At 47.5% G+C, this 15,536-nt stretch carries 11 protein-coding genes; 8 read left to right on the plus strand and 3 right to left on the minus strand.

What is annotated here, in order from left to right:
• Positions 1 to 540: 540 nt before the first annotated feature.
• Positions 541 to 1,404: an AraC family transcriptional regulator gene (locus ACKTT9_RS04230; protein WP_407870593.1), complete on the minus strand. Its 864-nt coding sequence runs from the start codon at positions 1,402 to 1,404 to the stop codon at positions 541 to 543.
• Positions 1,405 to 1,594: 190 nt separating this feature from the next.
• Here ACKTT9_RS04230 and ACKTT9_RS04235 point away from each other — a divergent pair, with 190 nt between their 5' ends.
• Complete coding sequence (locus ACKTT9_RS04235) at positions 1,595 to 2,893, plus strand: alpha-glucosidase/alpha-galactosidase (protein ID WP_407870594.1); 1,299 nt, start codon at positions 1,595 to 1,597, stop codon at positions 2,891 to 2,893.
• Positions 2,894 to 2,957: 64 nt separating this feature from the next.
• On the opposite strand, the gene ACKTT9_RS04240 is transcribed toward ACKTT9_RS04235, so the two are convergent.
• Positions 2,958 to 3,275: a dehydrogenase gene (locus ACKTT9_RS04240; RefSeq protein WP_127457991.1), complete on the minus strand. Its 318-nt coding sequence runs from the start codon at positions 3,273 to 3,275 to the stop codon at positions 2,958 to 2,960.
• A 109-nt stretch (positions 3,276 to 3,384) separates the two neighbouring features.
• Positions 3,385 to 3,747, minus strand: coding sequence for a cupredoxin domain-containing protein (locus ACKTT9_RS04245; protein ID WP_407872957.1), 363 nt, complete (start codon positions 3,745 to 3,747; stop codon positions 3,385 to 3,387).
• Between the two features lie 261 nt (positions 3,748 to 4,008).
• Between ACKTT9_RS04245 and ACKTT9_RS04250 the strand changes: the two genes are divergently transcribed.
• The 7 genes from ACKTT9_RS04250 to ACKTT9_RS04280 all read left to right on the plus strand — a co-directional run bounded on the left by ACKTT9_RS04250 (position 4,009) and on the right by ACKTT9_RS04280 (position 15,493).
• On the plus strand, positions 4,009 to 4,608 hold the full coding sequence (locus ACKTT9_RS04250; protein ID WP_127457989.1) for a DedA family protein: 600 nt from the start codon (positions 4,009 to 4,011) through the stop codon (positions 4,606 to 4,608).
• 112 nt (positions 4,609 to 4,720) lie between these two features.
• Positions 4,721 to 5,287 carry a thioredoxin family protein gene (locus tag ACKTT9_RS04255; protein ID WP_127457988.1) on the plus strand — a complete coding sequence of 189 codons (567 nt, stop codon included), beginning with the start codon at positions 4,721 to 4,723 and terminating at the stop codon, positions 5,285 to 5,287.
• A 20-nt stretch (positions 5,288 to 5,307) separates the two neighbouring features.
• Positions 5,308 to 5,931, plus strand: a complete 624-nt coding sequence (locus ACKTT9_RS04260; RefSeq protein ID WP_407870595.1) for an MBL fold metallo-hydrolase — start codon at positions 5,308 to 5,310, stop codon at positions 5,929 to 5,931.
• A gap of 253 nt (positions 5,932 to 6,184) precedes the next feature.
• Positions 6,185 to 6,490 (plus strand): hypothetical protein, encoded by a 306-nt coding sequence (locus tag ACKTT9_RS04265; protein WP_157323918.1) that lies wholly within the window; start codon positions 6,185 to 6,187, stop codon positions 6,488 to 6,490.
• Between the two features lie 235 nt (positions 6,491 to 6,725).
• Positions 6,726 to 7,808: a Gfo/Idh/MocA family protein gene (locus ACKTT9_RS04270; RefSeq protein ID WP_407870596.1), complete on the plus strand. Its 1,083-nt coding sequence runs from the start codon at positions 6,726 to 6,728 to the stop codon at positions 7,806 to 7,808.
• Between the two features lie 126 nt (positions 7,809 to 7,934).
• Positions 7,935 to 9,899: an ABC transporter substrate-binding protein gene (locus tag ACKTT9_RS04275; protein WP_407870597.1), complete on the plus strand. Its 1,965-nt coding sequence runs from the start codon at positions 7,935 to 7,937 to the stop codon at positions 9,897 to 9,899.
• 275 nt (positions 9,900 to 10,174) lie between these two features.
• Positions 10,175 to 15,493, plus strand: coding sequence for an S-layer homology domain-containing protein (locus ACKTT9_RS04280; protein ID WP_407870598.1), 5,319 nt, complete (start codon positions 10,175 to 10,177; stop codon positions 15,491 to 15,493).
• Positions 15,494 to 15,536: the final 43 nt, after the last annotated feature.

Genomic DNA, 15,536 nt, shown 5'->3' on the forward strand with positions numbered 1-15,536 from the left:
GAAATGTAGGGAATTAACAGCATTAATTCCATCTAAAATTAAAACCGATAAGGGTTATCTCAAAAGGTCAGGATATGACCATGGGGATAGCCCTTTTTGGTGTATGGAGCCTAGCGAGGGGAACTATGATCCTCTATTCTCGAAATTATAGGGGCATAGGCTGGTCGGAGGGAACTATGGTCCGCTATTTTGTTCATTTTAGTCCAAATGTAGGGTTTTTGAGGCAAATAAGGCCCTGTAGTTCCGCAAGTATGCCGATATCGGCATTTTCAGTCAAATAGCGTCCTGTAGTTCCCTTCCGCGCAGAAAAGAGGAGGTAGAGTTACGCCGCTATCGCACCACTCGCTCCCGTCGCTCCCGTCTGTGCATCTCCCACCTCGCTCTAGCCGCCGTCGCCCGCGCATCTTGCGGATCGCGCCCGCCGCCCTGTCGCCCCTGCGCTTACGCGCAGCTCTCGCCGTCGCTGCTCCCGCTGTCGCCCTGCGCGCCCGCGCCGCTCACCGTCGTCCTTGCTCTTGGTTCTCACTCCGCGCCGCTCCCCTAACCCCCCTTACCCGTCAGCTCCTTCCGGTACACCGAAGGAGCACTGCCGCTCCACTTGTGAAACTGCTTGGAGAAATAAAGCGCATCGTTAAAGCCCACAGACGAGGCCACCTGGTCGATGGTCATGGACGTTTCCAAAAGCTGCTTGGCGCGTTCCATGCGGATTTTGAAGAGGTATTGCATGGGGGCGAGGCCCGTAGCTTGTTTGAACATTTTGCACAAGTAGGTTCGGTGATAGCCCAGTGTGCGGGCGAGCTGCTCGATGGAGACGACTTGGGTGTACTGCAGCTCCAGATAGCGGACCGCCTGGCTGACTTGCCGTTGTATCTCCGTCTCGGTGGCCGGCTTGGCCTTAGCCTGATGGGCGCCCGCCCGGCCAAGCTCGCGAAGCAGCAGCCGCAGCCAGCCGGCCGCTTCAATATCCTCCAGCGCCGGGTACATCGACTGCTGAAAGCTGGAGCGTATTCGGCGGTAGTAGTGCCGCATGGAGCGGGGAACGCTTCCTGAGATAACGGCATTCTGCGGGGAAGCGCCGATCTGAGAGAGCATCATGCCCGCAGCGTGACCCGTGAACGCGACCCATGAATAATGCCATGGATTCTCGGCATCCGCCGTATACCGAAACAGCTCGCCAGGGTAGATGATGAACGTGTCGCCTGCTGAGCAGTGGTAGGTGCGGTTGTGCATCTCGAAAGTGCCGTTACCGGAATGCACGGTGTGGACCAGGTAGTAATCGTGGACACCTGGCCCTGTATTGTGCAGAGCAATAGGTTTGCCTTCCCCGCTAAAAAGCACGGAAAGTTCGCTATTGCTCTCATGCGGATTAATGCTGACGGTAAAATAGGTATGCTCCGTACTCATATAAACCTCGTAATTTGTTATTTTTACTTTGGCCTCGCCCTAAAGGAAGACGAAGTCTTTTATCCTTTTTAGCGTACCTCAATAAACTACAAATGTCCATATTGGAGTTCGTTCAATCCATATGCTTCCAAAGCTTCCTGCGCTATAGTGAAGATATGAAAACGACAACCAATTTGGAGGGTATTCACACATGTCCAAAATTACTTTTCTAGGTGCTGGAAGTACTGTTTTTGCGAAAAACGTGCTTGGAGATTGCTTGATGACTCCCGCGCTGCAAGGCTTTGAAATCGCTCTCTTTGATATTGATCACGAACGTCTGCAAGACTCAGCTAACATGCTGAATAATATTAAAAAAACAAGCGGCAGTACGTCCGTCATTAAATCGTATACAGACCGCAAAGAGGCTTTAAAAGGTGCAAAATATGTCGTAAATGCCATTCAAGTAGGTGGCTATGATCCATGTACGATTACGGATTTTGAAATTCCGAAAAAGTATGGTTTGCGACAAACGATTGCAGATACAGTCGGAATTGGCGGCATTTTCAGAAATCTGCGGACGATTCCGGTTATGCTTGATTTTGCAGCGGATATTCGTGAAGTGTGCCCGGATGCCTTGTTCCTGAACTACACGAATCCAATGGCTGTTTTAACAAATGTAATGAACACATACGGAGGCGTACGTACTGTCGGTCTTTGTCACAGTGTACAGGCCTGTATTCCTGAGCTGTTCAAGAGCCTTGGCATGGAAAAGGAAGGCGTCAAAGCCAAAATTGCGGGCATCAACCATATGGCTTGGCTGCTTGAGGTAACGAAGGACGGCGTTGATCTGTACCCGGAAATCAAGAAACGGGCGATCGAGAAGCAAAAAGAAAAGCACAAGGATATGGTTCGTTTCGAAATGATGCTGAAGTTCGGCCATTATATTACGGAATCCTCCGAGCACAATGCGGAATATCATCCGTACTTCATCAAACGGAATTATCCGGAGCTGATCGACCGCTTCAATATTCCGCTTGACGAGTACCCGCGCCGCTGCGTCAACCAGATCAGCCGTTGGAAACAAATGCGCGAGGATCTCGTGAACGATACGAATTTGACGCATGAGCGTTCCCATGAGTATGCATCCTACATTTTTGAAGCCATTGAGACGGATGTTCCCTTCAAAATCGGCGGTAATGTGATGAATACCGGCTTAATTACGAATTTACCGCGCGAAGCGTGCGTGGAAGTACCTTGTTTGGTTGACCGCAACGGGGTTACACCAACTTACGTCGGGGATCTGCCGCCACAGCTCGCAGCGCTCAATCGCACGAACATCAATACGCAGCTACTGACGATTGAAGCAGCCATTACGCGTAAGCGCGATCATATTTATCACGCAGCGATGCTTGATCCGCACACGTCAGCTGAGTTGTCGATGGACGACATCGTCGCAATGTGCGATGAGTTGATCGAAGCGCATGGCAGCTGGCTGCCTGAGTTCTCCTAAGAAGATCCATAAATAAAGAAGGCCATGGCGTATGTCTGACATACCCGTGGCCTTCTTTTTCATTTTAACCGCCGAATGCATCGCGAAAAGCTTGGTTTAGAACCGCCAACTCAACCTTCCATATGGGAGCAATTTCAGGTCCTACGTTGATGTCAAACCAATCGGAGAGCGCTTTGCGGTTTGAGCCGTTCTCCACGATGAAGGGGAGATTGAGCATCACCTTTTTCACATACAGCTCCTCAGCCTCTTTGATTTGCTCGGGGGAGAGCCATATTTTCAACCGTTTCACAGTCCGGTATAATTCCTTGCTGCAAGCCCTCCGAATGCTGCGGGCATTGGGGAATTGCTGTTTATGTTTTTCGCCTTGTTTGTTATTGATCATGACTGCATCCACACTCCTCTACGATATGTGTATGCATGGATTGGGCTTGGAGCCACTCGCGACAAAGAGCTAAGGAGCCCAAGTTGAGTGGCACAGCCGTAAAAGTTCGTTAATCAACTACCAGGTAGCCGATCATAGGTCCGTTATGCGCCATATCGGCATGCGTCATACAAATAATGCGGTACGTACCTTCCTGATCGGCAGTGAAATGAACGATGGTCTCTTTTCCTTTTTTAACTTCACCGCTAATGTTAAGCCCTTCAATGAGAAAAGGGTGGCTTTCGCCGTTGACGCCGTAAATGCTGAGTTTGATTCGTTCCCCTTTTTGAATGACTACGGTGCCGGGATCCCAGCGGTAGACTTCAATCGTTTTGCCATCTTTGGTGGTTGATTTGAATTCTCCTACAACCATGTGAATGGTTCTTTCAGGTGTAGGCTCGGCCAATGTGGGGATGATTTTGCCACGATTCATGTAGAGGACGCCCGAGAGAAGCAGCAGCAAGATGACGGCTGCCAGATAGAGATGCTTGCGCTTAACAATCCATACTTGGGACATAGGGCCCGCCTCCTGTACAAACATACTTGTACATTTTATGCAGAGGCTTGTCAGCACATGAATATTCTTTCCTATTTTACCGGGCAATAAGTGGGTTAAACTGGTTGATGAGAGCCCGTCTGTGTTAGAATGGAGGGTAGAAATCGGATGGATTATAGAGGGAGAGAGGGTTCATGAATGGGTGAGTTGATTCACAATGTTTTGCTTTACTTGGAAGGGCTTGGGTATTGGGGAATTTTCCTCGGATTGATGCTGGAAGTGATTCCGAACGAGCTGCTTCTTGCCTATGCGGGCTACCTGGTATCCAAAGGTGAAATTAATTTCTATGGTGCCATTGTTTGCGCGGTGATTGGCGGGACACTAGCCCAAATCGTGCTTTATTGGATCGGACGTTACGGTGGCAGACCTTTCCTGGAGAAGTACGGCAAATACTTGCTGATCAGCAAGCATCATATTGATGTTGCTGAAGCGTGGTTCAACCGCTATGGTACGGGCATGATTTTCACAGCCAGATTCATTCCTATCGTCCGTCACGCGATTTCTCTTCCGGGTGGCATGGCCAAAATGCCGCTTGGCAAATTTACACTGTACACAGGTTTAGCACTAATTCCTTATTCTTTTCTCTATGTTTACTTGGGAATGAAGCTCAAAGACAATTGGGAAACGATCGATGAAATCGCAGGGCCGTACATTAAACCGTTAATTATTGCAGCGATTGTTTTAACACTCTTGTATGTGGGATATCAACTTTATTTGAAAAGAAAAGCGAAAGTTTAGCGATCTGGATTTGCGCATTCGATTCAATTTGTTACAATAATAAGGAAGAATTACGAAATGGCGGGACTTTGATCGACTTTCAATGATCCCTATTTTAGGAGGATGGGTAGCGATGAGTACGAATCTTGCAAGCAAATTGCGCACAGGCTTGAAACCACAGCAATTCATTGACAGCATGGAGAAAAATCAAGAGAAATTTTTGGAGTATTACAACGGATTTGCATGGGACAATGAAGAGGATAAGGAATATTTCGATTCTCTAAATAACCGTGACGATCTGCGCTGTGTTATTATTGCTGCGGATTGGTGCGGCGATGTTGTTCGTAACGTACCTGTCGTGTTCAAAGCGCTGGAAAACAGCGGTGTGCCTGTAGAAGTATTGATTATGGAACAAAACTACGACGTAATCGATCAGTTCCTGACAGGTGGCGGCCGTTCGATTCCAATCGTTGCGTTTACAGACACTGGCGGTTTTGTTCTTGGACATTGGGGCCCGCGCCCGAAAAAGGTTCAAGCGGTCATGACGCAGTTCAAAAAAGAAAATCCAGATCGCGAAGCGCCGGATTATAACGAGAAAATTCAAGTAGCCAGAGCCGAAATGGGCCGTCAATATGGCGAAGGTAACGGCTACCACGCTGTTATCGTGAAGGAACTTCGTGACTTAATCGAGTCGTTCTAAGTGAATTAAGGTGAGGGCATATGATTAACATAGAAACATTTGTTTTAGGACCGGTTAGTACTAATGCATATTTATTATCGGATCCAGAGACGAAAAAGGGGATTATCATTGATCCAGGAATGAACCCGAAGTCGCTGATCAAAAAGATTGCGGATTTAGAGATTGAAGCGATTCTTCTGACGCATGCGCATTTCGATCATATCGGCGGCGTTGATGAAATTCGCAAGCTGAAAAAGTGTCCCGTTTACATACACGATCTGGAAGCCGACTGGCTGACGAATCCGAAGAAAAACGGATCAACCCGCTGGCCTGAGCTAGGCGTCCTTATCGAGACCGAGCCGGCTGAGTATGCGCTGGACGAAGGGCAAACGTTGGAGTTTCTGGGCATCAAGTTCAAAGTGTTCCATACACCCGGCCATTCCCCAGGAAGCGTGAGCTTCCTATACGACAAACATTTGTTTAGCGGGGATGTTCTGTTTAAACTGTCGGTAGGCCGGACGGATCTGCCTGGCGGAGATAACAATGAGCTGCTGGATTCTATCCAGGATAAGCTCTTCCTCCTTGAAGACGATACGATCGTCTACCCGGGACATGGCGGTAAAACAACGATTGGCTTTGAAAAAGATAATAATCCATATGTGTAGAAGAAACAGCGAGTCGGGAATGTGTTCCTGACCGCTGTTTTTTTTGTTCTACCTCCGCGTATTTACCAGGTACAAGCGGGCTGATGCAGGAGGCTCGTTCGCCCATGATACGTAACCATTTTTGGGTGATCTGGGTGTTTACCGTGTTCGTGGTAGGTGCTCCCCCATAGACTGATGTTGTAAGCTATTCACCCAACCCTAACGATAACAACCTAATGTTAAAGCTTCAATATTCTAAGGAGGTGCTCCATCCATGGAGTTTGTAAAACCAACGTATCCAATTGCACCGATGCCAGCTCCAATGCCAATGCCAGCCCCGATGCCGATGCCAATGCCAATGCCAGTCGCACCGGCGCCAGCGCCTATTATGCACCACAAACCAGTTCACAATGACATCCACCTGCACGCTTCGTACCAACAAACATCGTTCGTATTCCCAAAACCGGTTGCCGCAGCGCCAGTAGCCAAAGTTTGCGCATACCCTAACAACAATGTAGGCAGCATTCTTGTTCTGTTCATTTTGCTTGTCATTATCACTCGTTGTATTTGTAAATTTTAATTACGAGTAGTTCATTAGCTCACTCAGCCCACGGCAGGAGACGCCTGCGTGGGTTATTTTTTATGCGTGAATGGTACTAGCTGTGTTCTCAGAAGGCTATTCAAATTGCGAACCGCAAAGTAGTATCATTTTTTCACAACATAGAGTCACATTTCATCCCCCCATCTTGTTAAGCTTAGAGGGTCAACAAGAAACAATGCAGCGATAATTCATATATGATAGGGGACTATATACGATGCAAAAAAGCGATGGCATGAATTACGCACCAGTCGGTACATTTAACTCCGTTTGTCAACCTGGCGAGTTTATATTTGCAGCAGCAGCACTGGATCACGGCCATATCTACGGGATGTGCAACGGGCTTCGCGAAGCGGGCGGCGAGTTGAAATGGGTGTATGACCCGGATCCTAAGAAAGTAGATACATTTGTAAGCAAATTCCCGGGTGTTCGGGTTGCCAGCTCCTTGGAGGAGATCCTTCAAGACAGCGAAGTCAAGCTGGTTGCCGCAGCGGCGATTCCTAGCGATCGCGGACCGCTTGGTCTGAAGGTCATGGACAGCGGCAAAGATTATTTTACAGACAAAGCGCCTTTCACGACATTGGAGCAATTGGAAGCGGCTCGCGAGAAAGTTGCAGAGACGAAGCAAAAGTATGCCGTTTACTACAGCGAACGTCTTCATTCAGAAAGCTCCATCTTTGCGGAGCAGCTTATCAAGCAGGGCGCAATCGGACGTGTGCTGCAGGTTATCGGTCTTGGACCGCACCGCATCAACTTGTCGAGCAGACCGGACTGGTTCTTTGAGAAAGAGAAGTTTGGCGGAATTTTGTGCGACATCGGCAGCCATCAAATTGAACAATTCCTTCAGTTCACAGGCGCGAAGGATGCCAAGGTCGTACATAGTAAAATCGCGAACTATAACTATCCGCAGTATCCGACGTTTGAAGATTTCGGTGACGCGACATTGGTTGGAGATAATGGGGCGACAGGTTATTTCCGGGTAGACTGGTTTACACCGGACGGCTTAAGCACGTGGGGCGATGGCCGCATGACGATCCTCGGCACAGAAGGTTATATCGAGCTTCGCAAATATGTGGATATTGCCAGAGAGCAGACAAGCAATCATGTGTACCTTGTGAACGGGGATGGCGAGCAGCATTTTGCTGTGAATGGCCAGGTTGGCTACCCTTACTTCGGCCAGCTGATCCTGGATTGTTTGAACCGCACAGAAAATGCGATGACACAGGAGCACGCTTTCAAAGCGGCGGAGCTGTGCTTGATTGCGCAACGCGATGCGATGAGAATTACATCGGAAAAGTAATAGCTGCTGTCATGCAGCGTACAGGAGTGAGCTGACCTCTACGGAGGTCGGCTTTTTTCGTGTAGGTGTCATTGTCGCTCTGTTGCTGACTACTTTATAATAGGGAAAGAACAGGGGGGAATGAATATGGCGGGGGACATGCAACTAGAAGATCAGCTCCATTTATGGTACCAGGCTGCAGTTAAAATTATGGACGTTAGGCACGTGAAAATGACGTCCGGCGAATCGCTGCGCGCTTACCGACTTCCGTCGAATGCCTTTATCTTTGCTTTGCAGGGCGGCGCGAGCATTGCGCTTGATGACCGTGACTATGCCGTTCAAAAATTCCATCTTCTGCACGGCGGAAAAGGAAGCTACTTGGATATCAAGCTCACGGAGGATATTTTTGAGTATTACCTCGTGCTGTACAAAGCCAGCATTCCGCTTCCTACGATGAGAGATAAACTGAAATACATAGATAAAAGTAATCCATTTTATATGCAGTACAGTTTCTTGCCGAGGCTGCCCATGCTGCTGTATCAGATCCTGGAGCAGCTCGAACGGGAGTGGAACGGTGCCAGCAAGTTATCGAAACTGCATGCCAAAACATTGCTGTACAGTTTCATCTACGAGCTGATGCAGCAGCTCCAAGACCAAAACGTGACAATGGTTCCAGGGGAGCCGGTCGCGCAAGCGATCCGTTTCATACATGAACATTACGCAGAATCGATTACGCTGGAGCGGTTAGCGGAAGTGTTGGAATGCAGCCCAAGGCAAGTGACGCGGATGTTCAAAAATCAGACGAGCGCCAGCCCAATTGACTACCTGATTCGTTATCGCATGGAAAAAGCCAAGAAACTCCTGCTGGATACAGATGCTACGCTTCAGCAAATTGCTGCTGGGGTAGGTTATCAGGATGTTTATTTTTTCAGCCGTACCTTCAAAAAGCATACAGGCATCGCACCGGTTCATTTTAAGGAAAATAACCAAACATCCCTTCACAGTCTCTATAATCCATTCAGGATGTCTATATCTTCCATTGCATTGCGCAAGCGGGGAGGGCATACTAGTCATGAGGATAATAATCATTCTCAATATAGAAGTGAAGGGGTATTACCAATGTACAGAAGTTCCAAACCGTCTATTGCTTTAGTTTTATTGCTCAGCCTGACCTTGTTCGTAACCGCATGTGCAAGTTCATCCAGCCCGGCAGGGGATAATGGGCAAGCACCGGCTTCCACGAGCAGTTCCAAAGAGCAAGCCGCAAGCGAACGGGTTTTAAAAGATGCTTTAGGACATGAAGTGAAGGTTCCAGCTAATCCGCAGCGTGTTATCGCTTCATATTTAGAGGATCACTTGGTAGCTCTAGGCGTTAAGCCTGTAGCACAATGGTCCATTAATAAAGGGACTACGACCGTACAAAACTATTTGCAAAAAGATCTGAACGGCATTCCAACGATTCCTTTTGATCTCCCATTTGAAGCTGTGATGAGCTTTAAACCGGATCTGATCATTATGGATAGCGCGGAAACCGTTGCAGGTGATAAATATGATCAGTACTCCAAAATTGCTCCAACCTACACAGTAGGGGGCGAGAAAAACAATGATTGGCGCCAAGAGCTGCTAACCATTGGAGAAGTTTTGAACAAGAGCAAGGAAGCTAAACAAGCCTTGGAAACCTACGACAACAAAGCCAAGGATGCGAAAGAAAAGCTGCAAAAAGCGATTGGCACACAAAAGGCCGCGGCGCTTTGGGTGACGGCTAAGGCTGTTTATGTGGTAAGCGAGAAATTATCGAGCGGCGATGTGTTGTACAAAGATTTGGGACTTAACGTCCCAAGCGTGGTCCAAGAAGCTTCCAAAACAGGAACAGCCAACTGGCTCTCCCTGTCCATGGAGAAGCTCGCTACGCTGGACGCTGACTATTTGTTCATTGTGAACAGCAAAGGCGTTAGCAAAGAAGAAATTCTTAAAGACCCTGTATGGGCAGGGATTCCCGCTGTGAAAAAAGGTCAAGTGTATGACTTTGATAATAACTCCAGCTGGTTATACTCCGGCACAATTGCGAATAGCCAAATGATTGATGATGTTCTGAAAAGTGTTGTGAAGTAAGGAAAGAAGGTTCCTGGGATGGCAGATGCCGACTCAGGGCCTTTTTTTTGTTTTGGAGGCACAGTTTACAAAATCACAATATCTAATTAACATTCCAAAAATAAAAAAGCAATAAAATACAATTAAATACTATATAAAAACAACTAAATAAAATGTTTTATTGTGTTTATTTATTGTTTTTATGTAAAAGGAGGCTAAAAATTTCATCAGGTCAGTCAGACTTTTCTTAAAACACATCCAGTGGTAAATCGAAGATAGTAGAAGGAGGACTCATCATGTTAAATGCCAAAAAAGTGGTATCCGCATTTATGGCCTGTACGATTGCCTGCTCTGTTGGTTATACAGCAGGAGCGGGGATGATCCCAGTCGCATTTGCGTCCACAGTTGACCGACCCGCGCCTTCCATACCGGCAGGCCGATATGAACACCCTGTCAGCGTAGTGCTTACTTCCACAACTCCGGGGGCGGACATTTATTACACGCTGGACGGCATGCTGCCGGACGAAACCAGCCTCAAGTTTACGGGGACGCCAATTGTCCTCACCGAATCAACGAATATTTCCGTTATTGCCTTGAAAGATGGCGTCTGGAGTAAAGCCGGAACATACGGCTATATGATCAAGACCACGGAACAACCGCTGCTGAAGTTCGCAGCAATGTCCGACCTCCATATCGGCACGAATAATGAAGCTGATAAAGCCAGTACGAAAGCAAGATATACAAGTAATTTTGATGTCATGTCTTCCATTTTCAAACCGGATGCCATTGTCATCGGAGGCGATTTGATCAATGATAACGGCGATGGCAAGGGGCCGGATCATACATTTGTTCATGAAGTTTTTCAGGAGCAAATGGCACGCAAAGGCTGGGAGGATATGCCCGTCCAAATTGCTATCGGTAACCATGACGCCGCTGTCGCTGACGTGAAAAATGGTTATCCGGCAGACTGGTTCACGAGCCAGTCGAATGGTTATTACGAAAAGACGATTAAAGGCTATTCCTTTTTCTTTTTGAACGGGAACAATTATAACGGAGACACAGGCCAGAGAAACTGGTTAAAGGGAAGGCTAGCCGAACTGACAGCTGATCCGGCAAACCTGAACAAGCCGATTTTTATTACGTTGCATCATCCGATTAGCGGTACCGTTATGGATGGGCAACAATCCACCAATGCGAATTTATACACCGATTTACAGGATTACCCTCAGGTTGTTGTTTTATCAGGCCACTCTCATCTGAATATTAATGATGATCGCGCTATTTATCAGAAGGATTTTACTTCAGTTAATCTGGGATCCATGTCTTATGTGGAAACAGATGGCGGATATGCCGCTGTCACCAATGAAGGTCTCATGGAAAATCGTGACCAATTCCCGAATAATCAATCCGAATTTATTGAGGTGTACAGCGATCGCATTGAGATTGAGCGAGTGGAGTATAACGGCGATCCTGGCTCTATCATAAACGGAGGTTTATGGCAAGGGATCGGTAAAGAAGGAGCAGGTACCCCGCCTCCTTACGCTAGCGCCGGCGCTCTAGCAGGGAAGAAGTGGGTTGTGAAATTACAAGGGAACTCCAATTCCGAAATTAAAAGCAACTTCACCTACACATCAAGCAACCGCAACAAGACAGCCCCCCAATTTCCGGTAAATAACATTCTTCAGGTATTGCCTGGAACCAATAATGTGCCGGTACTTTCTTTCAGACAAGCCAAAGACGATCAGTCCATGCACCACTACGAAATCAAATTGTATGATCAAAGAACGGCCGATGTCGTGAAAACATACAATGTTTTGTCGGATTACTATTTTTCACCGATTCCAAACAAAATGAACATTCCTTTGGCCGGATTAACCCCAGCGACCTCTTACGTTATTACGGTAACAGCGGTGGATGTTTACGGCAATAAAAGCGCTCCGATGCAGACATCCTACAGGACGGCAGGAACGGCGCCTGAAGTGACGCCGATTGACCCGGCAACGATGTGGAACCAGCTCGTTGCGGATATGAAGTTCGACGGCAACCTGAACGATGCTGCTCCAGGCGCAACGGGTTTGGCGACACAAAGCGGAACAGTCTCCTTCGTCGAAGGCAAATCGGGACAAGCTATCGATATTGCAGCCGGCAATACGAACTATGTCGACCTTGGCAATCGATCCGACTTAAAGTTCGGAAACGGCGACTTCACACTTTCGTTCTGGCATAAGGGCAATCTGGCAGGAGATCAGACGGTTCTTTCCAACAAAAACTGGAATTCCGGCGGGAATCCAGGCTGGTATGTCGGTCCTGCCACTTCGAACAGCATGTCTCTGAACATGGCGGTTACCGGTAAGCGTGTTGATTATTCAGCAGCTAATGTGGGACAGGATTGGCACTACTTTACGATATCGGTAGATCGGGTACATAACACTGCCTCAACCTATGTGGATGGCGTCTCGAAGGCAACCAAAGACATCTCTGTACTGGGTACGTCCAGTATGGATACTTCTTTTAACATTATTCTTGGGGCAGATGGGAATAAGGGCAATGGCGGAGCGACCGTTACACTGGACGATTTGAAAATATGGAAACGCGCTCTGTCCGCAACCGAAGCCAAAGCGTTATCCGATTCCTATAAAGACGAGTCAACAAGCACTCTGTACAATTTCAATCAGTTGACGGCAAAGATTCAGGAATCCGAGGCTTTCATTGCGCATGTTGCGGGAACAACGGGATTATCTCTTCCTGTCCAGGTGCAAAATGAACTGGCAGCTCAGATTTCGGCAGCAAAGACCTTAACTTCCGGCTCCGAAGCAGCAGTCATTGATCAAGCGTATCTTGATTTGATTTGGGCGCTGCGAGCAGCTCAGAACGGCATCACGTATACATTTATTCCGAAAACTAATTTCTCAATTCATTCTTACAGTTCTTACGCGGACAACGAGGGTGCTATTCCGGAAAATATATTGGACGGTCAGGAAACATCGATTTGGCATTCCAGATGGCAAACACCGGCTGCCCCATTCCCGCATTGGGTCGTTATCGATATGGAGAGCACATATAAATTAAGCGGCATTCAGAGAAAGAGCCGTCCAAATCAAAGTAAAATGGAATTCCCTAAGACATTTGAATTATACGCTTCGGATAATTTGGCCGATTTAAATGACGCAACATTCCTGGCTAATGCGGCTAATAAGGTTACCGGCACGTTTGGCCAAACCTGGACGGGGACGGTCTATAAAGATTTTGTATCTTTGGATAAAACGGTGCAGGGCCGATATGTAAAATTTGTCGTTACTGGCACCTATGACCCCACCGCAACCTATACCAGTATGAGTGAAATTGATTTTACAGGTGAAAAGGTTTCAAGCGTCAATGCGAGCTATCTGACGGATTTAAAAGTGAACGGTACTTCATTGAGCGGTTTCGATCCGAGCAAACTCGACTATACGTATTCGGTACCTTACGGCACAACCGTGGCAATTGTGACTTATGAGAAAGCGAGTCCTACTGCAACCGCAGCGGTTTACGGCGGTGAGAATTTAATTGTCGGCGCTAATCCGATCACCGTTACGGTAACGGCGCAAAACGGAGCGATCAGTGTTTACAACCTTGTGGTAACCCGACAACCGGAGGCGCACGCATCCATTCCGGTAGCAACGATGACGGGAATCTCATCTGTTCTCGCAGGGCAGAGCTTTAGTATGAATTATGGATTAAGCAACGTATCCAGCAGTGTTTATGGAGCTGTGTACGCCCAGGACTTAACGTTCCAGTTTGATCCGAATTTGCTAGAGTTTATTTCGGCAACATCCTTGAAGACTGGCCTGGAAATGGTGCATATTCAAACAGATCTTGCAGGGCAGGTTAGAATGTTGCTCGCAAGCCTAGGAGCCGAACATAGTATTTCTTCCGACGGAGAGTTGTTGGAGCTGCATTGGAAGGCCAAGAAAATTAGTACGGCGACGAGTGCAAGTGTTACGCTCTCACCGGCGGAGCTAGGATATGCATCAGGGGATTCAATCTCGCTGGCTGCTGTTACGAATAACGTCCAAATTGACGTATTGAATAAGTCGGCATTAAATGCCCTCATCGCTCAAGCACAGGGTGTGATAAATGCTGCGGTAGAAGGTACCGGGGACGGCCAATATCCGGCTGGTTCCATTTCTAATTTGCAAAAAGCAATCAATGAGGCCAATACAGTGCTTGCAGAGGCAGTGACTCAACAAGAGATAGATGATGCGGACAGCGCTTTGGCGCAAGCTTTGAAGACATTTAAAGATTTGGTTATCCATAAAGGGCCAGACGAAACGTCATCAACATCTTCAACACCGTCAACAACAACGACTACGAAACAGGAAATAATGCAAACTACGACGATTAAAGGGGTTCAAGTTGTTAATTCATCTCCTGAAGTCGTGAAAGAAGAAAATGGACGCACAACGTCTAGATGGGACGTGGACGCAGCAACGTTCCTGAAAGCCATCAATGCTCTAAGTTCCTCAGAAAATAGAAATGAAATTCGGTTGGAAGTTAAGGGAGCTACAGATGCGGCACAAATCAAGCTTCCGGCAGAAGTCGTACAAGATACGCAGTCCAAGGTTCCTGATGCTGTCATCTCGCTTAAATTTGACAATGTGACGTATGAATTGCCGATCAAAGCGATTGACGTACAAGGTTTGGCCAACGCACTTGGCACCGATGTGAAACATGTAAAAATCAACGTTACGATCGAGAAACTGAATGGGACGGTCGTAAGCCAGCTTGAGGCAAAGATTCAACAATCCGGTTACCAGTCCGTGTCCCAAGCCGTAGATTTTACAGTCACTGCAGAATCGAACGGTAAGTCAATTACCGTAAATGATTTTGGCAAAACGTATGTACATAGAACGTTAGCTCTTGCTAAGGTGATTGACCCGGCAAATGTAACAGCGGTCACGTACAATTCAACTACCGGTGAAATGAGCTTTGTACCCGCAATTTTCACTACAGCCAACGGCAGTATGGAAGCAACGATCAAACGTCTGGGCAACAGTATCTATACGGTTGTAGAATCGTCAAAGTCGTTTGGAGATTTGAACGGTCACTGGGCTAAAGCGGATATTGAGCTTCTGGCTTCCAAGTTAGTCATCAAGGGCATGACGGAGGCAAGTTTTGTCCCTGAAAATCAAATTACGCGTGCGGAATTTGCAGCACTTTTGGTACGTGGACTTGGATTGACCGAGTCGAGCCACGGTAAGTTTAATGATGTAAAGGAATCCGATTGGTATTCCGGAGCGGTAGGGGCAGCTGTGAAAGCCGGCTTGGTAGAAGGATTTGAAGATGGGACGTTCAGCCCTAATGCCAACCTTACACGTGAACAAATGGCGGTCATGATTGCGCGAGCCATGGCGCTTGCAGGTAACAGTGGGGTAGCGGATGTCAAAGGACTACAAGCATTTGATGATGAGAAGTCCATAAATGGCTGGGCCAAAGACGCGGTTGCCCGAGCTTTGCATGCTGGCATTATGAACGGCATCACCAATTCCAGCTTCATGCCGGGAGAGAAGGCGACACGCGCGCAAGCAGCGGTTATCCTGAAACGATTGCTGCAATTTGAGAAGTTTATGAACTAAATGTTTTAAGTAAAAAAACGAGGCTATCCTTTGGTCATTAGAT

Origin of the sequence: Paenibacillus sp. P36, assembly GCF_045866505.1 — a bacterium.
GTDB lineage: Bacteria > Bacillota > Bacilli > Paenibacillales > NBRC-103111 > Paenibacillus_E > Paenibacillus_E chondroitinus.

Bases quoted from the DNA above. Each gene is read 5' to 3' on its own strand.
- ACKTT9_RS04230 (WP_407870593.1), bottom strand. From the start codon at position 1,404: ATGAGTACGGAGCATACCTATTTTACCGTCAGCATTAATCCGCATGAG.
- ACKTT9_RS04235 (WP_407870594.1), top strand. From the start codon at position 1,595: ATGTCCAAAATTACTTTTCTAGGTGCTGGAAGTACTGTTTTTGCGAAA.
- ACKTT9_RS04240 (WP_127457991.1), bottom strand. From the start codon at position 3,275: ATGATCAATAACAAACAAGGCGAAAAACATAAACAGCAATTCCCCAAT.
- ACKTT9_RS04245 (WP_407872957.1), bottom strand. From the start codon at position 3,747: ATGAATCGTGGCAAAATCATCCCCACATTGGCCGAGCCTACACCTGAA.
- ACKTT9_RS04250 (WP_127457989.1), top strand. From the start codon at position 4,009: ATGGGTGAGTTGATTCACAATGTTTTGCTTTACTTGGAAGGGCTTGGG.
- ACKTT9_RS04255 (WP_127457988.1), top strand. From the start codon at position 4,721: ATGAGTACGAATCTTGCAAGCAAATTGCGCACAGGCTTGAAACCACAG.
- ACKTT9_RS04260 (WP_407870595.1), top strand. From the start codon at position 5,308: ATGATTAACATAGAAACATTTGTTTTAGGACCGGTTAGTACTAATGCA.
- ACKTT9_RS04265 (WP_157323918.1), top strand. From the start codon at position 6,185: ATGGAGTTTGTAAAACCAACGTATCCAATTGCACCGATGCCAGCTCCA.
- ACKTT9_RS04270 (WP_407870596.1), top strand. From the start codon at position 6,726: ATGCAAAAAAGCGATGGCATGAATTACGCACCAGTCGGTACATTTAAC.
- ACKTT9_RS04275 (WP_407870597.1), top strand. From the start codon at position 7,935: ATGGCGGGGGACATGCAACTAGAAGATCAGCTCCATTTATGGTACCAG.
- ACKTT9_RS04280 (WP_407870598.1), top strand. From the start codon at position 10,175: ATGTTAAATGCCAAAAAAGTGGTATCCGCATTTATGGCCTGTACGATT.